Below are 23,409 nucleotides of genomic sequence, written 5' to 3'. Positions count from 1 at the left end.
AAAAACAAACGCACTATTTTTTTAGGATAGCCCAAACTATTTCAACTTAGTAGCGGTTATCTCTTGAGAATAATCGTAATTAAGCAATCTGGCTATCAGATAGCGATAAAAATAACATACTATGCGAGCCATTTGGACAGGAGCAATCGGATTTGGTTTGGTAAACATCCCGATAAAACTATATAGCGCAACAGAAAGCAGCAGCCTTGATCTCGATATGCTAGATCGGAAAGATTTAGCCAATATTAAATTCAAACGCATCAATGAACAAACGGGCAAAGAGGTGAAATGGGATAATATTGTCAAGGGATATTTTATGAAAGATCATTATGTGGTATTGGAAGATGCTGATTTTGAAGATGCCAGTCCGGAAAAATCAAAACTCGTCAATTTACATGCATTCGTCAAATTGGCAGATATCGACAGCATCTATTTTGAGACACCCTACTATCTTGAACCCCAAAAAGGTGGTGAAAAAGCGTATCAACTGTTATTAAAAGCTCTGGATAAAACAAAAACAGCCGGACTTGGCGCTTTTGTCATGCGTAATGTAGAGCACCTTGCCATCATAAAACCCTATCAAAATGTTTTGGTTTTGAACAAAATCCGTTATCAACAGGAAATAAGAAGCCTTGATGAACTGAAGCTGCCTGCTGAAGTCAAAATACAAAAAGTAGAAATGGATATGGCCACGCAACTTATTCAACAGCATAGTCAGGCTTTTGATCTAAGCAACTATAAAAATGAATATAGTGAGGAGCTGTTAAAGATTATCAAACAAAAAGATAAAGGTAAGCGGCCTACAATAAGAAAAATAAAGGTTGAAAATACAAAGGCCAATGACCTGATCGCCAAACTAAGAGCAAGTTTAGGTTAACTAAAAAATTTATTCAATGATACGTAAACTCAAATCAGGAAAATACCGAATTTACGCTAAGCATCCAGATAAAGAGACCAACAAGCGAAAAAACCTGGGCACTTTTGACAGTCTGGAAGCCGCTAAGAAACATGAACGGGAGATACAATATTTTAAACGTACTAAATAGTATTTTTGTTCAGTTTTGTCAGGTAAAAAATGTTTTGTCTGCAACAAATGGAACTGGAAAATATACATTCAGTAAAATTATTTTATTTTAGCATACCGGAGCTATTTCCACCAATTAATTGCTACACACATTGATATGATAGTTAACGAACAAGTTTCCATATTAGCTGTTCTTGATCACTCACCTCTTGCCACCGCGGTTTACAATAGCCCTTATCTTCATATTGCCTATGCAAACCAGGCCATGTTGGATATGTGGTGTACAGATCGCACGATTCTGGGCAAGACATTCTGCACCTGTTTTCCGGGTTTCAAGCAGGAAGGCTTTTCTTCGATTCTCAAAAAAGTATGGAATACAGGGATTACCTATCAGGCAACGGATACACCCGCAGATATTATCGATGGTAGTACAAAAACGACCCGTTACTTCGATTTTGAATATAAAGCACTTGTGGACGAAGCTGGGAATACTTATGCTATTTTGCATACGGCGCATGACGTCACCGCACGCAAGCTGGTCTATAATCAGATAAAAAAACAAGAGGAAGAAATCTCATTTAGCCACCAATTGGATTTACTGGCCAATACCTTATCACATGATCTAAAAAATCCCTTAGCCGTCCTGAAGATGGGCAATGATTTCTTGATGCGAAATCCGGATATAGACCCCGAGAGGAGCCAACAATGGAATAACAATATTGCAAATTCAATTCAAAATATTGAGGCCATTATAAATCAAACCCTACAGGTCAGTAAAGCACGTACAGATACGCATCTTGCAGAGCATATTGCCATGGATCGAACGATACATAATTGCCTGTCCGAAGTAAAACTACTCTATCCGCAATTGACCCTGTCATTTCGCTTAGGTCATCTCTATCCTTTACATGCCAATCGCACCATGGTCTATCAGATCTTTATGAATTTGATTGCAAATGCCGTAAAATATGCCAAGAAATCCTCACTTGATTACTTACACATTTACAGCGAACAGACAGATAAGGGGATCGTGTATTTTCTGGAGGACAATGGGATTGGTATCCCCGAAGATGAACTAAGCCGGGTATTTCTTGCCCATGAACGCGCGAGTAACAGCACGCATATGGCCGGCTCAGGCATTGGTTTATCTTTGGTAAAGCAATTGATCGAAAGATTGGGCGGTTCCATCAACCTTTCAAGCCAATTAAAGAAAGGCACCATTGTCCGTTTATTTTTTCCCTATCCTTAGCCTACCCATCAGTGATTCACTATTTTCATTCAAACCATAATAGACCGAACACTGTTCTTAATTAAAAAGGCATGAAAAATATTATTCCTGAACAGAAAGAAGGAAAGAAGCTTGATTGCTTTGAGTCAGTTGATTTTGAGAGTGCTGCAATGGCCGACTTGGCCTTTGAGACTGTATGCGCTTATCTCTTGGATGTCAATTACTGGTATGACCTTGCAAAAATCCCCGCCACGACTTTTCAGTTGACCGACAGCAACGGTTTTCCGATAGACCGTCCGCTGGCGCTACATGACTACATTAGACTGAATATTCCCGGCCCCGGCCTGCCTAGCAGTGAGGGCTATGACTGGGTAAATGTAGTCAATATTACCCAAGATGTAACGAGTGAATATAAGTTACTTGCTTTGACCCTAAAACCCTGTCCTGATCCAAAACATCCCGATAACAAAGATACCGCCCATTTTTTTGAAGGGATCTCCTCTTCTACCTTCCTTGTAGAACAACGACGCAACAGCATATTAATTCAATATGCTGGGCGTAATGAAATCATTAACGTGGAAAATCATAGCCTAGGTGACAATATCAGGAACTTAATTATTGGGTTCGCGGCGAAAATTGGGGCCTCTTATCCGCAATGGAAACTCCTCGTTAAAGGTCTTGCAGATCGAATACGTCCTGAATAGACTATAAATTGGAGCAACGATGAACAAGCAAACAAAATAATATAATTATTTTTTTAAGAAAATAAATTCAAATAAAGAAATTTAACAAATAAAAATATCCTATTAATCACCAATAGACAATCCACTTGTATCAATTTTTTTCGTATATTTAGGCATATATCTTAAGGAGTTTTTGGGTTACTATGAACACTGATTTTCAATCTAACAATCAAAATGCGATCAAACTTCAGCATTTTGGCAGTCTTGTTGTTTTGGATGAACAATATACTATTGTAGCTCTGAGCGAATTCGCAGCTGAAAAAGCCAATCTGCCTACTGACGTTCTATTACGCACGAATTTTTTCGAAAGTTTTGCCAAGGCTTTTGGTGATGCTATCCAAAAGATCGCAAATGTGCTGAGTGAATTGCGTGAAAATAGTCAGTCACGTCATATCCTGCCCATAAAGGTATTCCAGGAACGTATCTATTTCAAAATCAAACTATACCAAGGTCACTTTTATATTGAATGGGAACGACAACATAAAAAATATATTTCTGCAAAAAAAATAAACGAATTTAACTTTTTACTCGACACAATCCAACCTAATAACTGGGATAGGGTTTGCTTAGCAATCAATAGATTACTAAATTACGATCGTGTTTTTGTCCTTCAGATTCAGGAAACCGGATATAGTGAGGTGATCGCCGAACATACCGCTGAAGGTAAACCTTATTTCAAGGGAAAAGAGTTTTCCAGAGATTTCATGCCCCAAGAAGCGATGGAATATTACAGCAGCTATTCGTATCGTTATGTTCCCAACATCAAAAAAGTTGATCAGCATTTTGTGTATATGGAAGATAGCATAGACACACTCTCCAGCCTTTTGCGCCCGCTTCCTCAACTGCATCATCTTTTTCTCGAAAAGATCAACGTCCAGAGCGCATTGTTTTTCCGTATTTGTATAGATAATGAATTCTGGGGACTTGTGGTGGCTCAAGATGCCCATGAAAAAGAGGTGGATCTGCAACAACGGAAACTGTGTACTTTTGCCATCCAGGCTGCAACCAATAAGTATGAAAGCCACGTAAAACAAAATCTGCTCGAAAGAACAGAACTTCTTAATTCGGCAGAAAAAGAGCTTAAAAAAAGTCTGTCCGAGAACAAAATGGTTAACTGCGCATTAGTCCAGCACATAGATACGCTCACCCAACTGGTCAACGCAGATGGTCTTTCCATTTTTAATCAGGGCGATGTCTTCAACCACCGCCATACACCGCATAAATCACTGTTTTATGAAATCATTCAATTTCTCCAACAACATAGTGATAAAGCATTGTTTAAGGATTACAACTTTAGATTAAATCACCAGCATCATTTCAAAGAAAAATTAAATTTTGCAGGACTGATGTATCTCAAAGTTGGCCTCGAAAATGATTATTATCTTGTATGGTTCAGAAAAGCAAGTCAAAGTCGTGTGATGCAAATTGGACAGGTCGAAAAAGCTTCTAAAGAACCCGGGAAACTAAAAATTTGGGAAGATGTTCGTTATGATGTCGCCAAACCTTGGAACGATGCAGAAATCAATTTTGTCTTGCGTCTCAATCAGATTATTAAAGAATCCATATTTAGAAAACTTAAAGAAAGACAATTACTTAATGAAGAACTTCTAAGTCTGAACAATGAATTGGAAATGTTTACCTATACGCTATCCCATGACCTGAAAAATCCCTTGTCAATTCTAAAAATGGGTATTCAATTTCTACAACAGCATTCCGACAATATTGATCTTTCCAAAACCAACAAATGGTATCAGAATTTCAGCAGAAGTGTGGCCAATATTGAGGATATCATCAACAATATGGTACAATTAAGTCAACATCGGGCAAGCGTTCTGGACAAAGAGCCGCTTCCTATGGCTTACACACTACAACGTATCTTTCAGGAAAATAAAACATTGTATGATGCAGCAGACTGTAAGCCCCATTTTGGGCAATTGCTACCAATATGGGGAGAAAAAAGCGCTGTTTATCAGATATTTACCAACCTTATTGTAAACGCCATTAAATATTCTTCTCAGTCCGACAAACCTACGATCAACATTGAGAGTAGCACCAAGGATGATATGACCTATTATTGCATCAAGGATAACGGCATAGGCATCCCTGAAGAACATCTACCACATATCTATGAAATGTTTACCCGGGCAGATAATGTCGGTGGGATTCCCGGAACGGGGATCGGCTTATCACTTGTCAAGCGTGTCATGGAGCGTCTTGGAGGAAGCATTAAAGTCGAATCCAAGGTTGGTGTCGGGACAACAGTTCACCTTTATTTTCCTATTGTTGCACCTTTTCCGGATCATATGCTCAACGATTGACACAATACGGTCTTGACAATAGAAACACTATAGAAATACGGGTATAGATTAATTTTTCTTCACTAATTTTCGGTAGATAACGAGCGTCATAACAAAAATAAAGATAAGGATAAAGAGCCAAATACCCGGTTCTGTGTACCACTCGTTCGAATTTCCGGTATTTAATGCCTCCGTGCGTTCCGACTGTTGCGCTATCAGAGCAATGAATGCGATATTTAAAGCGTTTAATATGATCATGACAATTTTATCTCGAGTCCAACGTTAGAAGAACCATTTTCATCGGGAAGTAGTTTGAACCGAATTAGTTTAAACCAATTGCCCATTTTGATTGTTCTTTTATTAAATCAATAGGTATAGAAGTACACCTGCTCATTCAATCATTAAAAACAATGGAAAAGATTTTGCAACATTCGATAGTGAAACAAGGTTTGATTATTGCATATTATTTTAGTAATAGATGGTATCGCAAATGTTTGTTTAGTGAAAGCAGTATTCCTGTTTCAAACAATACCGATCCGATGGTAGTAACCGAACCGGATTTAGGTCATACGCACCGGCAAAAGAAAGCTGATTTAACTTGCGCTCCTACACCGGAGAACAACAGCAACGAAAAAATAAAGCAACCATGCAAAGAAAAATAACCAAGGATTCAGAGTAGCTTTCAACCTCATTCTGACTCGATTTGTAATTGATTATCTTTATTAAAGCGAATATCCCGGATAAAGACCATCCGCTTATCTCCTGTTTTTGTTGTCCGCCCGTGATAAACACAACGCAGTTTACCATTGCGATCTTTAAAAATACTATTGTGCCCCGTACCTGAAATAACTCCGCCGTGATCGGTATTTTTTTGTATAATCGGATTGGTTTCTGATTTGCTGTAACTTCCCAAAGGAGAGGTGGAGGTAGCATAACCGACGGCGTAATTTGCGCCCGCAAAATAATTAGCGGAGTACATGATATAATATTGGCCTTTTGCTTTTAATAAAAATGAACCTTCCGTCCATCTTCTGTTGATTTCACCTGAGGATACGGAACGACTTTCCCATTCGGACTGCTTATCATTCATCTTTAGCGGCGGTCGTATTAACAGTGCAGGACGCCCAATGACCTGCTGCATACTGCTGTCCAATTCAACGCCATAGACCCAACTTTCCTCAATATCTTTATATCCCCATTTAGATTTAGCCCAGTCGGCAATTTCAGAAGCCACGGGATGTTCATAGCAACAACGGGAGTAAAACAAATAATTTTTGCCGTCAGTATCCCTAAAAACATTGGCATCGATAATGGGATAACCGGGGTCAAATAACGGCTTGCCTGTCAGGTCTAAAAATGGTCCCACCGGATTATCCGCAACCGCCACACCAATGCGATAGTTCTCCAATTTATCCCCGGGGTTTTCCTTCCAGTGCGCACTATAATACATGTAGTATTTATCATTAACCAAGTACACCTCCGGCGCCCAAAAGTCTTTTGTCCCCCACCCTTTAGGCTGTCTTCCATCATACACCTTCCCTACTTCCTTCCACTGGATGAGATCTTTTGAACTGTACGCTATAAACCCATTTTCCGTCCCCCCTGTTCCATACAGATAATATTGATCACTGGGTTTATCATAGAGAATGAACGGATCGCCGAAAGCGACATCAATGGAGGAAGCAGATTTATCTACAATCTCAAGTAATCTAAATTTAGTACTGTCAAACTTAGGCGTTATCCTCCCACTCCCTTCCCCTGAGACAAGATCGACAGGTACTATCGCCGTACGTCGAGGAGCAACTTGCTGTTCAGAAAAATGCATATGACAGACATAGTACCACTGCTTCCCTTTTTGGAATAAATCGCCATGACCGGTACCCGAAAATCCACTGTTATTTTGGCTTAATAACGGATTTGTTTCTATTTTTTTCCAGGGGCCAAACACATTGTCAGCAACAGCTACACCTACCGCATAATCTTTATTTCTAAAATCATTGGCTGAATAAAACATGTAATAACGTTTACCCTGTCGTAAAACCGTAGGGCCCTCGCTGACCGGCCAAGAGGATCCAGCGGTATTCTCCCAAGGGAGTGCCGCATGTAGGCACTCTTTTAATGTTTCTTCCTTAATACCCGAGTAGTCATCTTTCAATTCAGCGACGAAGATGCGGTTTCCTTCCGTTAACCTGACATGGAACAAATATTTTTTACCATCGTTGTCCCTAAATACATAGGGATCGATCTGCTTTCCGCCCTCCATAAGAGTCTTAGGCACGTTTTGTTTAAAAGGACCTATAGGAGAATCGCTGACAGCAATCGCAATTTTCTCATCGGCAGTATATGCCATGTAAAACTTCCCCTGCTCATACCACACCTGTGGTGCCCAGAATCCCTTGCTTCCAAATACATCCTCTTGAATTAATGCGAATCCTGCTTTTGCGCCTATTGGCCCCTGCCAATGTTTTAAATCTGCTGACTTGTACACCTTAAACCCCAATTGTTGATCACCATCTCCATTCGTGCCATACAAATAGTAATAACCATCATGATGGAATATCGTGGGATCAGCCTGAAAAATTCCATTTTTGGGTGGCCGCGCCCCTCCTTCAGCATCATGCATAACGGAGACAATACTATCCTTACCCATCCCGTAGCCTAAGGGCAGTATGGCGTAAAGCATAAAAAGCAATGTAATATATTTCATCTGTTTCACCGGTACAATTTGCGTACAGCTTAAAATTGAAAAAATATTTGCTATATCACAGGCGATATCGTATCAATAAAAGATCAATTTGTATCTTTTTTCGGTTTTTACTTTTAGCCGATGTACTATTATACGCAGTATTTCTGTCGTAATTGCCAGTTATCCCAACATAAATCTATTGTTCGATAAAAGAACCACCGAGCATGGAAAATTAATTTAATATTCCATGCTCGAAGGCAAACTTGACCAAATGTGCGGTATTTTTCACGCCAGCTTTATCTATTAGATTTTGGCGGTGCCCCTCCACGGTACGTTTACTCAAAAAAATCTTATCTGCAATTTCAATATTGGTATAACCTTCTGCAATAAGTCCTAAGACTTCGAGCTCCCTTTCGGAAATCTCGAAATCAGTTCGTATTCCCATCGGATGCTGCGCATAGCGTTGACCGGAGCGTATCTGTTCAAGCAGTAACATTGAAATCTCCTCACTCATATATCTACCGCCAGCAGCAATGTGATTAAGTGCAAAAAGTAACTCGTTATAACCGACATTTTTTAGCAAATACCCTCTAAGACCATATTCAAATGCTTCAATGACATAATTAATTTGGTTCAGCATCGAGAGAATAACCACTTTTATATCTTTATGGTGTTGGTGCAACACTTGTAAAAGTGCAATCCCGTCCATTTCCTCCATGCTAATATCTGTCAATACAATATCGGGCAGACGATCTAGGTTCGAATCCAGATAATCCAGCGCTTCTTTACCATTGGACGCCTCGCCAACAACCTCAAAACTATCTTGGGACTCCAGAAGCAATTTTATACCATTACGTACCACCATATGGTCTTCTACCAATAGGATTTTTGTCATATCGTCTTTTTAAATCGTTAATTTAAGTGTCATACCTTTTTCAATGGTATCGTTAATAATTTTAGCACTGTATAACTCCATTACTTTCTTTAGTCGCATTGGGCTATCTGCACTTCTGGTTTTTTGTAGTATATTATCCGCTTTAAAATAAGGCAATACTTTTATAAATACAGCGAAATCAATGAGCTGTACAGATATTGAAATCGTCTGAATAGGCATCTCGTCTTTCAGATATTCAAATAGTGCGGTAAGCAATTTAAAAAGATGCACCTGAATATGATGATGAAGTTCCTTTAAATCTGGATCGAGGATAATATCTATATTAAAACCTAACTTTTGTTTATACGAGGCCACGACCTCATCAATTGCATGAAAAATTCCCAAATCATTCAAAATTGGATTGTAAAGCACAATGGCTTTGTTTCGCAATTCAATCACCAACGAAGTTAGAGAATCACGCAAACAACGTAGTTCTTCAAAGTCACCATGCCGATTTGTAAAATTCTGTAATGATATACGCATTCCATATAATTCCTGCGCGAGTTCATCTCTAAAATAACGCCCTATACGTCCTAAGTCTTCCTGTTGGTTCCGGATTATGGATTTGTAAAAATCTTCCTGACTTCCTCCCCAGATCTGATTTAGATCCTGCCCCCCATCATTTTCCTGTGATTGATCTATATATAAATTTTTGTCATCGTTCCCCATAGTATATTGCTTTTCGTAATATGACTAATAACCATTATCAAGCTTGAACAGTTTTTAAAATCTGATAACTCCGTTAAAGATTCCTGTATAGTTTATAGTACTGCGTATAAATACGTAGTACTACGGGATAAAGGATGGAACTTCACAAGGAAAACACTTGTTGTCAAAGTAAAAAACACCTTAATTTATCCTTAACTCCGAGAGCAGCCTTCAGCAACAGAACGAAAATAAAACACTGTAAAACAATAGATTAAATCAGAAACAAAATTACATATCTCGAATTTAAATTTAAAAAAAACAATTTTTACCTATTTTTTCTAGCACCCTAATTGCAGTAGTCTAGGCACTAATAAACACTTAAAATTGATAATATGGAAAATACAACAATTGATCAACTGTTTAAGGAAAAGAGACCTACATTAAAATATTTGGCAGCGCAATTTACAAGCGATCCAGATGAAAGAGAAGATTTAGTGCAGGAAACTATGGTTAGATCACTATCTTCCATAGAAAAGTTTTTAAAACACCCAAAGCTTATGTCCTGGTTATATATTATTATGAAGAATACGTATATTAATCAGTATACACGCAATAAACGGTTGGAAAATTACCGCAACGAATACATAAGTACAGGTTATATAAATGAGATCACAACAAATCGTGGTGAAAATAACTTTGTGGCATCAGACATACAGCATGCGCTCAATAAATTACCAAAAGATTATTACAATGCTTTTGCATTATTTTTAGAAGGCTTTAAATATTATGAAATTGCGGAGCACTTGCAAATCCCGGAAGGAACGGTAAAAACACGTATCCATATGGCTCGAAAGTCTTTACAGAAGCAACTAAAAACTTATGCTAAAAGTATTTATTAAAAACAGCAACTTTTAAAGAAAGCAGACGCAATTATCGTGTCTGCTTTTTTTATATATTTTTTTGTTTTATACTGCTCAGTCCCGCAGGTTCTGTCACCAATATTTAGTATATTAGAATAGTTACTTATAAAATCCAGCTTAATAGTCGTTACAATATGAGACATAAAATAAAGTTATTATCGCTAGTCGTCAGTAGTGGTTTATTATTGATGATATCCTGCCAATCTGCTTCCAGTGACAATAGAGACCGGATAAGGGTCAGCGGTGAGGGAAAGATTAGAATAATGCCTGATCAAGTTACACTTACCATCAATACAGCATTTACAAAACCGCGGATGGTAGATGCCGTACGGGAAACACAAAATACTGTTGACAGTGTCATCGCCATACTTGGAAAATATGGGAATAAAAAGGAGGACATCAAAACAAGTAGTGTTTCGGCAAACAAGGACTATCAATTTATCGGAAATACAAATAAATTTGTCGGTTATCAAGCGCAACAGACCATCGATTTTGTTTTACACGATCTATCCAAATTCACGGAATTAACGGGTAGATTACTCGAAACAAAAATCAGTGGAATTGGTTCCATTTCATTTGACCATTCAAAAGCCGATAGTATTCTTCGGGAAGCCGATCTCATCGCGTATGACGATGCACTAAAATCAGCCCAAAAGTTGGCTTCACGAGCAGATGTAAAGATTGGAAAATTGCTTTTTTTATCAAATGATGGTAGTGCGTCGAATGAGTCGACAGGGTATAGAACAGGAATGGCCTTGGAAACATTTAATAAAGCTTATGGTGGCGAGGGTTTTAAGATAGCTCCAGAGGTCCTTGAATTTAAAAGGACAATATATACCGAATTTGAAATAAAATAGCTTACCCACCGCAAAATACGATTGAACACGGGCATGTCTTTTGAAATCAGTGACCAATGATAGCGTAAAAAGATCTGCTTTCGAATAAGTCGGAAGCAGATCTTTTAGTTCAACTGCAATTAAGGAATAATGGTCAATACGGTATTTACACTACGCGCATGAATAGCGGGATCGTACATACATCCTATCGTAGTGATTCCCGAATTAAATATGCCCGGATTGTTGGCTTTAACCTCATACTCATAGGTGGATTTCCCCTTTGGCAGGCGATCCATAAAGTAATTTGTCGAAGCATCTTTCAAACTAAAGTAATACCCCTTACGCCATTGGTATCCAGAAGGGCTATACACAGGCTCTACACCAGCTGGGCGGCTATCTTTTAGATGAACATATTGAATGGGCTCATCATTGATCACTGTAATCCTAACTTTGATCCGTTCGCCCAATTTGGCCTCCTTGGATTCTACCCATTCCCCTTTTCGCTCCACCAGATATACTTTCTGAACCGAAAGCGCATTTGTACTGGATTTTACCTGATCAAGATCAGCAAAATACTGATGGACAATACTTCCAGAAATAACTCTGTCATTGTGGTTTTGTATTTGAATAGCCTTATCAGTTTGCAGTTCCGCTTGATCAAATTGCTTACTGACTTCTCCCAGAACATTGTTACTTAGGTCAGTCTCTTCCCTATTGATCAAAACACGCACGGTGTTGCCAGTAACAAAATCCTTCGGATTGTCCGCTAATAATAGCGCATATACGGCATCAACTGTCATCCAGGTGCTATACCAATGATTGACCTGTTTGTTATAATAGATCCATTGAGTAACTTGCTTAAGCTTCGCCGGGTTATTTAGTTTGTAAGCTTCGACGAGATAAGATTGTAAACTGATCTTATTGTATTGATTCAAATTACTTTTCCAGTACATCCCCTTTTGTGCATCGACAATAGCTTCTTGATCAAGTCTGTTTTTGATTTCCATACTTTGTTTACCTTGTCCAAAAAGCTGGTTAACAATCCATGCTTTAGCCGCCAGTCCCGCATTTCGACCGGCACTGCTTAAGGAAGAATTAAGCAATTTGCGCTGCACGGATCGGAGTGAATCTTGCGGGAAAGGATGGAATTCAGTCCAATATCGTCGCGCAAATAAATAGTCTATCCCGGCATCAACACTGGCTTTCGACGAAAATATGGCCGGATCGCGATCAAGGTATTGTGTAAGCTTTACTGCAAGGTCACGCATATCACTGTTGATTAAGGTTCTGTCCAAATAGAGTACCTTCCCGATAATTTCCAGCATACGGATGCTAATTTCGGTATTGGCTTGCCCCCCGTCAAACCAGGCAAACGAACCATCTTTAGATTGATTATTTTTTATCTTCTGTTCAACGGTACTGATTTCCGATTGTATATCAGCATTAAAAAACGCTGCAATTGCTTTCAACCGTTCCTTATCTCCCTGCATATCCCGTAGCCAGGGCATTTCTTCCATTTTGAATTCATCTAAACTGCTATTCTCTTCTAATCGTCCTTTTTTTGATCCGGCATCCAATTTTTTGAAATAGTCTGTCACTGCAGGATAATGTAGCTGTATGTATTGCGCCATCTTGAGACCAAACCACTTGCTGCTCAATTGTTCATTACATTCGTAGGGATAGTTTTTCAAATAGTCAAGTGCCGCAAGTATTTCCAGTATAGGATTGCTTTGCACTTGCACTCTTCCCATGAGGTTATCCTTAGTATTTCCTTTTAACGTATATGTTTTGGATTCTCCTGCTTTTAGGATAATTTTCTCGGAATCAGCAATCAGAATTTTATTTGGTAATACGGGAATTTCAATAATTTCACCGTCAGAAAACTCATTGCCAGCCGCAAGGATGCGAATCTGTATTGTTGGATATTCAGCGGGGATTTGCAAAGTCCATTCCACGGTTGTGTTATTGGATGCTGCCACACTAAAGTTTTTTAGCACGGAATCAACGCGAAAAGCTGCCGAAACGACCTGATTATTTCGTGGATCAATAAGTTCTATTTTCGTATTTCCCTGGATGCGCTCCTTAGTCAGGTTTTGAATTTGTGCCTTGATCGTTATCTGGTCATTGGTTCTAAAATAGCGTGGAATATTCGGGCGCACCATCAGCTGTTTTTGTGTTTGCGTAAAATAGGTACCTCCAGCTGATGCCAGTTCCTGTGTATGTGCAAAAAGTAACAATTTCCATTTTGTCAATGCTTCGGGACTGTCAAATTCGAAACTGATATTCCCCGCTTCATCGGTATATAAATTGGGATAGAAGAAAGCGGTTTCCTGAAGATTGGTTCGGGCTTTAATCTGCTTGAACTGATTATCTGCAGCGGCATCCATTTCAATAGCACCCATTCCAAATTCGGCAAGTTCCTCATTTACTGTAATCCCCATAACTGGCGGTTCATTCAACAACGCGGAAGCGGGTAAAGGCCGAGACTGCTTTGTTGCACGGGCAGCACCGCGGATGCGTATTGTGCCAACTTCAGCCCGCAGCGCGGGGTCCCGCAACTCGTCGTACATACTCCCGGTTGACATGTACGCTTGGTTATCTATTACTTCATACAAGGAGTCGTCCCGCTCCAGAACGCTTCCCCTATAGCCCCCGCGGTTCGATAACAAACCATAGTCATAAATCTGATCCCGTTGATTATCGGCATTGGGACCGTAGTAATAAGAGATAAACATGTCTCTCGAACTGATCTGTTGTCTAAAAGCATTGTTGATGTAGTAATAATTGGTCCTTGGATAATAAGGATAACGCAACTGAAAAGAACCGAAAGCATTACGGGCAAATGCGTCCAAGGAGGCGTCATACATCGTTGCCAACACTTCTGTCGCTATTGTTTTATCCTCCTGTTTTACCATAAAGCTCCATTTTTCTTTTTGACCGGGCATTATTTTATCCCGAAATGTCTTGGTTTGAATCGTTAATTCCTTATTCTGTTGAAAAATAGGAATCATAATTGGTGATAGTGTCAATTGATTATTGACAACAAAAAGTGCATTCAGCTGCAATTGGCCGGTGGCATCTTTTTCATCCAATACAAATTGATAGTCAATACGACCATTTTTCCAATTCAAGACTTTTGTATCTAATTTTTGCGAATTTCTTTCCCGCATTAACAACAGTTTTCTTGCATTTTTCACATCAGTCTGCAACATGATGGTGACCCGATCACCGATCTTATATTTGTCTTTGTCCAACCGGTAAGTGAAAAACTCCTGCTCATTTATTTTGCGATCTTTCGACCGGTATAAATTCGTATAGCCGACCGCGCGTACGGTATCACCTTCCTGTATGCTGATGGCTTCGATCTCGTATCTTCCCCAATTGAATTTTAATGAGTCCAAAATGATCTTACTCGTATCCGCGTTATCAAAATCATAACTGGCTATCTTGGTCTTTTTCTCTTCTTTTTGGAGCGAGACCGAATCAAAATAAAGTGGAAAATACTTACTATATAGCTCTTTTGAAAGCAGGTGATATTCTGCGCTTCCAAAACGTTCCCGGTATTCCGCTGTCAAAGGAATGCTGGCATCTTCCAACTTATAAATCGTGACCTTTCCGCCGAATTTCATTGGAAAACCATTTTGATTTTGTTTTAAGATCGTAATATCGCGCCATTTCTTTTCTTCCATAAGAGCAGGAACCTGGATCTGCAGCTGCCATGGACGGGACGAATAAACATAACTAGCGGAAACCGATTGCATCTCCCCTGTCTGATTAACCACCTCAGCCTGATATGTCAATACATAGTCTTTCAGTCCGGCAAACTGGCTATCCATCAAGGGTACCCGAATGGAAAAATTTCCTTTTTCATCAACTGTTGTTGTCGAATCGCTATAAACAATATTCTTTTCTTCCTTCGCATGATAAAATGATACTTTATACTTGACTGTGGCACCGACTAGCGATACGCCAGCCAAACTCTCTGCTTTGCCAACAAATACCGCAGTATCTTTTGCTGTATAAGTCAATTTATTTGGCTCAAAAATTACTTCAAATGTCGGTCGCTTATATTCTTCGACCCGGAAATAGTGTTGATCAAGCTGTTTTGAGTCATAAAATACCAAAAGGCTATAACTTCCATTCAGTGCCTTTGACGGCAACTGGAAACTTGCGTTGGCAGATCCAAACAGATTCGTTGTCAAGTTGATCGAGTCGATTTTCTGGCGATTGGCATCCTGCAGATAGATCTTAACACTTTGCTTTTCTAAAACCTTGCCCTGCTGTACATGATCATCGTAAAGAATTGTTTTAAAATAAATGATTTGCCCCGGTCGATAGATTGCCCTATCCAACAAGCTGAGTGCACGCATATTCCGCTTGTTATTGCTTTCGGCGGATTGGCGTAAGTTGTTTTGGTAATAGACTTGATTTTCATTATCCAAAGGAATTAATGTTTTTTCCCCAGATAGCAACAATGCATGATTGCTTAGGTAACCTTCATTTTTGGGCGAGTAGCTCGACTTAAAACTGAATTCGCCAACAGCATTGGTCTTCAATTGTGCGATCAATTTAGGAAGAGCATTGTCTACAAGCTGGTATAACGATGCGCTTTGATTGGCATAGGGTGCTCCGGTTTTTCTGTTCAATAACAAACCCGAATAGATAAACTCATCGGTAGATTTTACAGCTATATTTCCCGGCATAAAGACATCTGAAATGATAAGCTGAGATACAGCGACATCCTGCTCCTGCCCATTATCCTGAAACAACTTATTATTCCCGACCAAAATGGTATAAGTACCTGCTTTAAGGGGGTTAATTTTATAAATTGTATTGTGCGTCGTATAATCACCAAACTCTTTCAATGGCACTTGTTCCTCATAGACCAGCGCCGCATCTAGAGTCGTCCGATAACTGAGAGAATCATATTTTACCGTATAGTTCTTTGAACGCTTAGGCATCAGGCTTGTATTATACACCCTGATATAAAGGCTATCTACATTTGTGTGGTAGATTTGGACCGGTACGTATTCGTCAGTCGGTGCCGTTTTCTTGTAATTTAGGGTAATGGAAACCTTTTTTATTTCCTTCATTAAATTAACCGCATTCGAAATCCATGGCGATTTTGGGTACTCTTTTAAGGCTTTTTCAAGATAGGTAACTGCCGTAGGCTTCTTTCCGATATCATTGAAAGCCGTCGCTATCTGATACAATAAAAAAGCGTTATAGTCACTTTTATTACTTGCTATATTTTTCAGGTACTCGTCAACTCTTTCTTCGATATGATTCCATTTCCAATCTTTGGACATGATATAGCTACGCGCATCCAGATAATTATTTTCGGTACTGATCGTTAGCAATCTCTCTTTAAGTTTATCCTTATTAGCCCTGTCGACATCCTTTAATGTATTCAAAAAATTCAGGTACTGGTAGCTTAGAAAATGGTACAATGTAGGATTCAAACTGAGGTTCCGGGTTTCGACAAACAGACCTTTCCAGCGTGTTATGGGTTGGGTACTTAATCCGTTTGCATCCGAAATTGACAGGCGAAAAATAGAATCAATCATCTGTATTTTACCTTTTGCGTCTTTTGCCACAAATTTGTTCTGGCTTTTACTTGCATATTGGTTGATATTGGAAAATAGATAGCTTGCATAAAAATTTTGAAGGACCGCTTTTTCTACCTTTTCAGCTGTCCGGATATTGTCGTCAAAATGATTCTGAATACGCAGAAAAGAAGAATCCTCGGATTGGTTTACCTCCAATACTTTGCTCTCCGCCAAAAATGCCCGCATCCATTCAGCATGATCTTTGGAGCGTCTGGCTTCGGCTTTGATATCGGCTAATAAGGGTAAGGTCTGCGTATAGTTTTTTATGGAAATAAGCCTTTCGACTTCGTTCCACTTTGCCAACTGCTTGTGTGAACCAAGCTCCTGTGAAAATCCCAAGACCGGGATACATATCAACAATAACCAAATGTATTTTTTCATAAAATATGACGCTAAATATTTATTAAATATCCTTTTTTTTTTCGAAAGGATGCCATAAATTAGCATATTCCATAACTGTTTAAAAAAATACTTTCTCCCCGAGGGCACACATGCTGAGGAAAGGCTGGTACTGTACAGTTTGATTGTTAGGTACCACTAGATGATTAATCAATATTTTTTTATATATTTAATAAATAATTCATATCCAGTTAATATCAGTTTCGTTCCTTTATAATAGGATAATTAATGGAGTCAACACTTTAATGTATCAGTTATGAAAACGATCAACTATTTTTTCCAAAGGATTATATTTCGAATCTTTTTAGGTCGGTTCAGTTCATTCTATTCACCACTAAGATTCCATAAAAATTAATTCATATTCAGGTCGGTCGATATTACTGGCAACTATATTTCAATAAATGCGTTTAACCAAAGATGCCTTTGGCAAAGATTTTATATGGGGCGTGTCTACCGCTGCCTATCAAATCGAAGGGGCACATGATCATCAGGGCAAAGGTCCCTCCATCTGGGATATCTTTGTAAAAAAGAGAAACCGTATATTTCAGAATCAACATGGCGATCAGGCCTGTGATTTCTACAATCGCTACATACAGGACCTTGCTTTAATGCAGGAAATGCATATTCCAAATTATCGATTTTCCCTATCCTGGAGCCGCATCTTACCGGATGGAATCGGGCGATCCAATCCATTAGGCATGGATTTCTATGATCGGCTGATCGATCTTTCATTGGAATTGGGAATCAAGCCTTGGGTTACTTTATATCACTGGGATCTCCCACATGCCCTTGAAAAAAAAGGTGGTTGGGTAAACCGTGATGTCAAGGAATGGTTCGGCGAATTTGTTGGCACCTGTGTGGCACGTTATGGAGATCGCGTCAAAAACTGGATGGTACTCAATGAGCCCACCGTATTTACAGCTGCCGGTTACTTCTTTGGTGTGCACGCTCCGGAAAGAAAAGGTTTGGGCAACTTTCTTTCTGCCGCCCATCATGCCGCATTAGCACAGGCTCATGGTGCCAGAATTATAAAATCCTTACAACCAGACAGCCTGGTAGGAACCACTTTTTCCTGTTCCCACGTGGAGCCATTCACTTCAAGAGAAAAAGACGTTATTGCGGCAAAAAAAGCTGATGTATTGCTCAACAGATTGTTTATTGAACCGCTACTGGGTATGGGCTATCCAACGCAGGAAATCAAAATTCTCAATCGAATTGAAAAATACATGAAACCGGGCGACGAGAAAGAATTAAAATTTGACATGGACTTCATTGGTATTCAAAACTATACCCGTGAGATGATTCGTCATGCCATTTTTGTTCCTTACCTCCGGGCCAAAATCGTAACAGCCAAGGAACGTAAAGTCGAAATGACCGAAATGAACTGGGAAGTATATCCTAGCTCCATTTATCATATGTTAAAGAAATTCAGCAGCTACCCCAATATGCCGCCCCTCATTGTCACTGAAAATGGTGCAGCTTTTCAAGATCGAATGGAAAACGGACAGGTGCATGACCCCAAAAGAGTGGATTATCTACAGGAAGCAATACAAAATGTCCATAAGGCAAAAGAAGAAGGGATAAATGTGAAGGGCTATTTTGTCTGGACCTTTTTAGACAACTTTGAATGGGCCGAAGGATATCGCCCAAGATTCGGTTTGGTTTATGTCGATTTTCAAAACCAGCAACGCATCATAAAATCATCAGGACATTGGTATGCTAATTTCTTAAAATAAACATTACTTATTTAGTGAGCCCCGTTTCCATATATTGACAAATTTCAATAGCAAAGGTACCAATAAGATGGCCAGCAAAATGCTGATTGCGCTGACGGCTATATTTCGTCCATTATCGCCCAAGAAGTAAATTGAAAGGCCACCTAATGCACATGGAATACCAAAAACCAAAATCTTAACCCATGCCAGCTCCCCTTCTTCACGGTAAATATGTTGTGCAGGAATAGCCGCTATTAATTCAACGTGATTGGCATTGAAATAGGCTAAAATTTGTGCTACTTCAGATGCCGATAATTCCCGTGGCCGCAAAACCTCCCCTTTTACAACAATGAGCAATCCATTTCTGTCCTGCTGAATGGAATCAATATCTTTCGTCATAAAGTATTTTTTATACCCCATGGGGTTAAGTGCATAGCCTTTGTAATCATTGCTCCCGGGACAGAGACACGAAAAGTTGTCCGCATTCAATGAAAAAATAACATCGCGACGATCCCCCCCCGAGCTTCTTTACCGAGCTTATCACACCCAGGATACAAGTTAATGCCAGAAACTGTAAGATGAACATCCACAAGGACAACTGTATCCCCCAAGACAAGAGTAGCCCCACAAGAATCAAACCAACGAAAAACCATTTCAAATGTTCCAAGATTATTATCTTACGGTTCAGAAAATAGGTTATAATCACACAAACCACAGGTGCTAAACTCGATTTCCAATCCCAGAAAATTGAAAAGATCCCCAACAGAGAAATAACGCCGAACATAATCGCCGTGGCATAATCCCCTTTTTTGCCTAAATTCTTTCGCTCAATCTGAATACTATTTTTCAAGTGTGGGTACGTTAACAAGAAAGCGTACTTTCTCATGCATGTCTATATCATTAATTGGATAAATATAAATATCTTTATCCAATTAATGAATATTGAATAGGAACATAACATATCTAAATTCGCCTTATGAAGACTTTTCAGTTTAAATCACACAACGTTAAGAAAGGCTTAATCTTTGGATTTGCCTATCTGTTTATTGTTTTTATCATTTTCAGTATCATCTATGGCGGAATCAATGGAATGGCCGACGCTGTCAATAATTTCGGATCAGCCAAAGGACTTGGCTTTTTGGTTGCTATCATTGTAATAGGTCCATTTGTTATGCTATTGCAGATCATCAATCCAAAAATAGAAGTACTTATCGATCGCCAGCATATGATCATCAAACAACATAAAAAAACAGCTCTAGATATCCACTTAAATGATATTTATGAAATGAAAATAAACCATTCACTGGTAAATCAGCTTCAGATTTTTGGACAGCAGGCACAGTTGCTTGCAAAGATCCACCCGCAACACGACACACAGGTCATTTACAAGATCGCCGCTGAAATCGCACAATATGAAATCTTTTTACAGCAAAAGGGTCAGAAGAAGGTTTTTGGCAATCCAGTTGAAACGATATCCTACACAAGAAAATAGATGGCGCTAGCACATTGTTGAGTTACCCCGGATATAATCGAGATATGAAGGTATACTATCCCAATAATCAATGGACTTTTTATATGATAAGCCCCTTAATCATCTGCGGCGGGCTTTGTTATCTCCTATTTTTCGCTGATTATTTTTCTTGGCCTTTAATTGGATTCGCGTTATTTTGTTTCCTCTTTTTTTGCTATTGCCTTTACGAAAGATTCGCCACCAAATTAACGATTTATACAGATCGCCTGGAACTCCGTCAAAACTTTCAACAACCTCAATCATTTCATTATGCTGATCACGAATTTGTCATAGGCCCGACCTACGATACCTTCACTCAACGGATGTTTTCAAAAAAATACGCTGGTAGGGCGCGATTGTTCTTCATCTATCCATTGGATGAACACGGGAATCGAATAAAGATGCTTTCTACTGCGCTTGAACTGGATATTACAAAAGGCCATTATAAAAAAATCCAAAGAGATCTAGCAGAAGGCTTGAAAAAGCTCGATCTATCGGCCCATTTGTGTTACAATCATAATGATACCATTATAATTAGGAACAGGTGATTCAAATCGAGCAATATCAGCTCGCTAACTTACTTCAGTTCGAGCAGCTCCTTACCAAACTTTTTCTCAATAAACGGATTCAACTGTGGGATGCCAAATTTAGGGTTGTCCAGCCAAAATTTATTGGCATACCTACTTTTCAAATCCAGCCAAATACCTGACGTCAGCTCTTTCTTTACGGACTTGAATTCCTCTTTGGTAATGAATTTACGTTCCTGTGTATAAAATTCACTCAAAAAGTCAAAAGGGACAAATTCTGATTTACGTCCTCTTTTAATAGCCCCTACGTTCATCATCACCTTACTGACCAATTTACTTGGCTCGGGCTTATCAAGATTGGTCTCTGTATAATTTTCCATCGTCACGCCTGTGTATTGTTGGCCTTTAAGCTTGAAGAAACTGACTTCCTTTTGGCTATTGGGTGGAATGATATCAAAATAGACCTGCACGTCACCACGCGTTGTCTTTTGTATATATCCTGTATTCAGATTACCCGTTCTGATTAATTTCTTTTCCTTGTCCTGAACCAGCACAAATTTGGACGGGAGATCATTGACCACAGACTGTGCTTTCATCCGCATCACATGTGGATTCCAGCTCCAAAAATTGCCCATTACTTCCTTAAAATTCCTAGTTGTGAGGGAGTCCTCATAAATCCGATAATCCAAAACCCGATGGTAGACCTTTCCTTTTTTATCTTTCAATGGAATATAATACGCAATAATACCATCGTAAAAATAACGTGCTCGCTTGTTAAAAAAAGTTGTATTTCTAAAATAACCCTTTAAAATCAGATAATCATATTTGCTCTTATCCGCAATAGCGATCTCATCTATTTTAATACTTCGGGGGATCAATTTAACCAGCTTCTCTTTACGTAACGAACCAATTGTTTCCTGATAATTATTATAGGAAATATGCTGTAATATAAGTACCGAATTTGCATTTTTCCGGAGCGAATCCAGTGCGATCTCCCCTTTCGTATCTGCCACGCCCAATAATGTACCGTCTTCAGTGTAAATGTTCACTGAGGGCACAGGTTCACCACTCAGACTATCAATGATGCGGATTTGAGCAAATAGCATGTTGCAACTAAAAAAAAAGCTTAACAGAAATAATATTTTTGGCATAATTCAAATGATTACCCTAAAATATAAAATACTCATTACAATAAAATGCCAAAAATCGTTAAAATATAGTCTAGAACGATAATCCATTATAGCAAATATAGTCTACTAGCTACTTTTTATAAGTGTTTTTTTGCCCTATATCATCATTCTCTATAAACTTCTCTTTATATTTAGCCATAAATCTAGTGGTCTATTATGGATAAACGCATTTCAATAGAGGAGCTTGAAGGAAACGTATTCTTTTGGTATTATTATTTATGTTGGTTCCGTGGTTACGATGCTGAAAACGAATTAAATATTGATGAAGCACTGGAGGTTATGCAAATTGATACGGAAGATTTTGCAAATTGGGAACAATTTTTCTTCCCTCCTAAAACAGATGATGAAGTACTTCGATATATCACTGAAGACCTGACAGAAGAATTGTCCATTCATATCCAATTCCGTTCAAATGCAATTGTTTTCTTTCTCAATGATAACTACATCGGTAATCTAGGCGGTCATTTTGAGGCCTGGTTTTTTACCTTGGATGAACTAAAATCTTTTGCACGCTATCCGCTTCTCTTCTTGTTATTTATGCCTATGCTGGGTATTACAGCCGAGCAGAAACAGGAGACCCTTACCTTAGTAGCCAAACATTTGACCGCTATTCCAGTTTTTGCGGATCATGCTCTATACATTGCGAGCTGTATAACGAATGGATTAGTTATGACAAACGGATTTATACAGCATGATGCACTAGGTTTCATCAATGATCAAAATCATAGTGTTAGAAATATAAATCAATATCCAGCTGGAAAAGAAGATTTCACCGTATTGAATAGGATATTAAAACAGTTTGTCCAGGAGAATTAGTCGCGAAAAATAGCTATACAAAAAAAGAAATTACTTAGTCCCACAATAATGAACTTCACCAGAGGCCACTATTTGGCGTTAATAATCATTACAATAGTTATGGGATTACTTTCCCGCAAAATAACGGTTATCCCTCTCTATGTTGGGGATAGTTTATATGCCGTGATGACCTACTGGTTATGCAGGTTTATTTTTTTCCATCGATCGTTCAACTTTTGTTTTGTAAGTACCCTTGTATTTTGTTTCACAATCGAGTTTTTACGACTGGTACAACATCCGTTATTGATCAGTGTCCGCAGCCATCCGCTTCTGCGGCTACTATTTGGC

The 23,409-nt window shown here is 38.9% G+C and carries 18 protein-coding genes; 11 read left to right on the top strand and 7 right to left on the bottom strand.

From position 1 onward, the window contains the following. Positions 1-121: 121 nt before the first annotated feature. The 5 genes from G6053_RS12895 (at position 122) to G6053_RS12875 (ending at position 5,313) form a co-directional block, all read left to right on the top strand. Positions 122-877: a Ku protein gene (locus tag G6053_RS12895; protein WP_108631836.1), complete on the top strand. Its 756-nt coding sequence runs from the start codon at positions 122-124 to the stop codon at positions 875-877. A gap of 16 nt (positions 878-893) precedes the next feature. Beyond that, entirely contained in the window at positions 894-1,046 is a 153-nt protein-coding gene (locus G6053_RS12890) for a hypothetical protein (RefSeq protein WP_165306685.1), read from the top strand. Positions 1,047-1,181: 135 nt separating this feature from the next. Beyond that, entirely contained in the window at positions 1,182-2,273 is a 1,092-nt protein-coding gene (locus G6053_RS12885) for a PAS domain-containing sensor histidine kinase (RefSeq protein ID WP_165306684.1), read from the top strand. Positions 2,274-2,344: 71 nt separating this feature from the next. Then, on the top strand, positions 2,345-2,956 hold the full coding sequence (locus tag G6053_RS12880; RefSeq protein WP_165306683.1) for a hypothetical protein: 612 nt from the start codon (positions 2,345-2,347) through the stop codon (positions 2,954-2,956). 182 nt (positions 2,957-3,138) lie between these two features. Continuing rightward, positions 3,139-5,313: an ATP-binding protein gene (locus G6053_RS12875; protein WP_165306682.1), complete on the top strand. Its 2,175-nt coding sequence runs from the start codon at positions 3,139-3,141 to the stop codon at positions 5,311-5,313. A gap of 48 nt (positions 5,314-5,361) precedes the next feature. Here the strand turns inward: G6053_RS12875 and G6053_RS12870 are convergent, their stop codons facing one another. Then, complete coding sequence (locus G6053_RS12870) at positions 5,362-5,550, bottom strand: hypothetical protein (protein WP_108631840.1); 189 nt, start codon at positions 5,548-5,550, stop codon at positions 5,362-5,364. Between the two features lie 152 nt (positions 5,551-5,702). Between G6053_RS12870 and G6053_RS12865 the strand changes: the two genes are divergently transcribed. Continuing rightward, the gene (locus tag G6053_RS12865) at positions 5,703-5,954 is read left to right on the top strand and encodes a hypothetical protein (protein WP_108631841.1); all 252 of its coding nucleotides are present in this window, start codon (positions 5,703-5,705) and stop codon (positions 5,952-5,954) included. 26 nt (positions 5,955-5,980) lie between these two features. Here G6053_RS12865 and G6053_RS30755 read toward each other — a convergent pair whose 3' ends face one another. From G6053_RS30755 to G6053_RS12850, 3 genes are all read right to left on the bottom strand, one after another. Beyond that, the gene (locus tag G6053_RS30755) at positions 5,981-7,999 is read right to left on the bottom strand and encodes a glycoside hydrolase family 43 protein (RefSeq protein ID WP_241254991.1); all 2,019 of its coding nucleotides are present in this window, start codon (positions 7,997-7,999) and stop codon (positions 5,981-5,983) included. A gap of 211 nt (positions 8,000-8,210) precedes the next feature. Next, positions 8,211-8,873 (bottom strand): response regulator transcription factor, encoded by a 663-nt coding sequence (locus G6053_RS12855; RefSeq protein ID WP_108631842.1) that lies wholly within the window; start codon positions 8,871-8,873, stop codon positions 8,211-8,213. Between the two features lie 9 nt (positions 8,874-8,882). Beyond that, complete coding sequence (locus G6053_RS12850) at positions 8,883-9,581, bottom strand: hypothetical protein (protein ID WP_108631843.1); 699 nt, start codon at positions 9,579-9,581, stop codon at positions 8,883-8,885. 371 nt (positions 9,582-9,952) lie between these two features. On the opposite strand from G6053_RS12850, the gene G6053_RS12845 reads away from it, so the two are divergent. Together G6053_RS12845 and G6053_RS12840 are read left to right on the top strand one after the other, a co-directional pair. After that, positions 9,953-10,459, top strand: a complete 507-nt coding sequence (locus G6053_RS12845; protein ID WP_108631844.1) for an RNA polymerase sigma factor — start codon at positions 9,953-9,955, stop codon at positions 10,457-10,459. A gap of 155 nt (positions 10,460-10,614) precedes the next feature. Next, entirely contained in the window at positions 10,615-11,337 is a 723-nt protein-coding gene (locus G6053_RS12840) for an SIMPL domain-containing protein (RefSeq protein WP_108631845.1), read from the top strand. A 119-nt stretch (positions 11,338-11,456) separates the two neighbouring features. Here the strand turns inward: G6053_RS12840 and G6053_RS12835 are convergent, their stop codons facing one another. Then, entirely contained in the window at positions 11,457-17,306 is a 5,850-nt protein-coding gene (locus G6053_RS12835; protein ID WP_165306681.1) for an MG2 domain-containing protein, read from the bottom strand. Positions 17,307-17,725: 419 nt separating this feature from the next. Here G6053_RS12835 and G6053_RS12830 point away from each other — a divergent pair, with 419 nt between their 5' ends. Next, positions 17,726-19,060: a GH1 family beta-glucosidase gene (locus G6053_RS12830; RefSeq protein WP_108631847.1), complete on the top strand. Its 1,335-nt coding sequence runs from the start codon at positions 17,726-17,728 to the stop codon at positions 19,058-19,060. A 3-nt stretch (positions 19,061-19,063) separates the two neighbouring features. Here G6053_RS12830 and G6053_RS12825 read toward each other — a convergent pair whose 3' ends face one another. After that, entirely contained in the window at positions 19,064-19,438 is a 375-nt protein-coding gene (locus tag G6053_RS12825) for a hypothetical protein (protein ID WP_165306680.1), read from the bottom strand. Between the two features lie 577 nt (positions 19,439-20,015). Between G6053_RS12825 and G6053_RS12820 the strand changes: the two genes are divergently transcribed. Further along, entirely contained in the window at positions 20,016-20,531 is a 516-nt protein-coding gene (locus tag G6053_RS12820; RefSeq protein WP_108631849.1) for a hypothetical protein, read from the top strand. A gap of 595 nt (positions 20,532-21,126) precedes the next feature. Here G6053_RS12820 and G6053_RS12815 read toward each other — a convergent pair. Continuing rightward, positions 21,127-22,182, bottom strand: a complete 1,056-nt coding sequence (locus tag G6053_RS12815; protein ID WP_165306679.1) for a carboxypeptidase-like regulatory domain-containing protein — start codon at positions 22,180-22,182, stop codon at positions 21,127-21,129. A gap of 240 nt (positions 22,183-22,422) precedes the next feature. Here G6053_RS12815 and G6053_RS12810 point away from each other — a divergent pair, with 240 nt between their 5' ends. Continuing rightward, entirely contained in the window at positions 22,423-23,082 is a 660-nt protein-coding gene (locus tag G6053_RS12810; protein ID WP_108631852.1) for an Imm19 family immunity protein, read from the top strand. The last annotated feature ends 327 nt before the right edge of the window (positions 23,083-23,409 follow it).

Source organism: Sphingobacterium sp. DR205, assembly GCF_011064245.1.
GTDB classification, from domain to species: Bacteria; Bacteroidota; Bacteroidia; order Sphingobacteriales; family Sphingobacteriaceae; genus Sphingobacterium; species Sphingobacterium athyrii.
Note: the sequence above shows the minus strand (reverse complement) of the source record. Positions and strands in the feature narration are given on the sequence as shown.

Excerpts from the sequence above, each read along its gene's own strand:
- G6053_RS12840 (WP_108631845.1), top strand. The coding sequence starts at position 10,615 with ATGAGACATAAAATAAAGTTATTATCGCTAGTCGTCAGTAGTGGTTTA.
- G6053_RS12825 (WP_165306680.1), bottom strand. The coding sequence starts at position 19,438 with ATGACGAAAGATATTGATTCCATTCAGCAGGACAGAAATGGATTGCTC.
- G6053_RS12815 (WP_165306679.1), bottom strand. The coding sequence starts at position 22,182 with ATGCTATTTGCTCAAATCCGCATCATTGATAGTCTGAGTGGTGAACCT.
- G6053_RS12880 (WP_165306683.1), top strand. The coding sequence starts at position 2,345 with ATGAAAAATATTATTCCTGAACAGAAAGAAGGAAAGAAGCTTGATTGC.
- G6053_RS12885 (WP_165306684.1), top strand. The coding sequence starts at position 1,182 with ATGATAGTTAACGAACAAGTTTCCATATTAGCTGTTCTTGATCACTCA.
- G6053_RS12865 (WP_108631841.1), top strand. The coding sequence starts at position 5,703 with ATGGAAAAGATTTTGCAACATTCGATAGTGAAACAAGGTTTGATTATT.
- G6053_RS12830 (WP_108631847.1), top strand. The coding sequence starts at position 17,726 with ATGCGTTTAACCAAAGATGCCTTTGGCAAAGATTTTATATGGGGCGTG.
- G6053_RS12835 (WP_165306681.1), bottom strand. The coding sequence starts at position 17,306 with ATGAAAAAATACATTTGGTTATTGTTGATATGTATCCCGGTCTTGGGA.
- G6053_RS12845 (WP_108631844.1), top strand. The coding sequence starts at position 9,953 with ATGGAAAATACAACAATTGATCAACTGTTTAAGGAAAAGAGACCTACA.
- G6053_RS12870 (WP_108631840.1), bottom strand. The coding sequence starts at position 5,550 with ATGATCATATTAAACGCTTTAAATATCGCATTCATTGCTCTGATAGCG.
- G6053_RS12850 (WP_108631843.1), bottom strand. The coding sequence starts at position 9,581 with ATGGGGAACGATGACAAAAATTTATATATAGATCAATCACAGGAAAAT.
- G6053_RS12855 (WP_108631842.1), bottom strand. The coding sequence starts at position 8,873 with ATGACAAAAATCCTATTGGTAGAAGACCATATGGTGGTACGTAATGGT.
- G6053_RS12890 (WP_165306685.1), top strand. The coding sequence starts at position 894 with ATGATACGTAAACTCAAATCAGGAAAATACCGAATTTACGCTAAGCAT.
- G6053_RS12820 (WP_108631849.1), top strand. The coding sequence starts at position 20,016 with ATGAAGACTTTTCAGTTTAAATCACACAACGTTAAGAAAGGCTTAATC.
- G6053_RS12895 (WP_108631836.1), top strand. The coding sequence starts at position 122 with ATGCGAGCCATTTGGACAGGAGCAATCGGATTTGGTTTGGTAAACATC.
- G6053_RS30755 (WP_241254991.1), bottom strand. The coding sequence starts at position 7,999 with ATGAAATATATTACATTGCTTTTTATGCTTTACGCCATACTGCCCTTA.
- G6053_RS12875 (WP_165306682.1), top strand. The coding sequence starts at position 3,139 with ATGAACACTGATTTTCAATCTAACAATCAAAATGCGATCAAACTTCAG.
- G6053_RS12810 (WP_108631852.1), top strand. The coding sequence starts at position 22,423 with ATGGATAAACGCATTTCAATAGAGGAGCTTGAAGGAAACGTATTCTTT.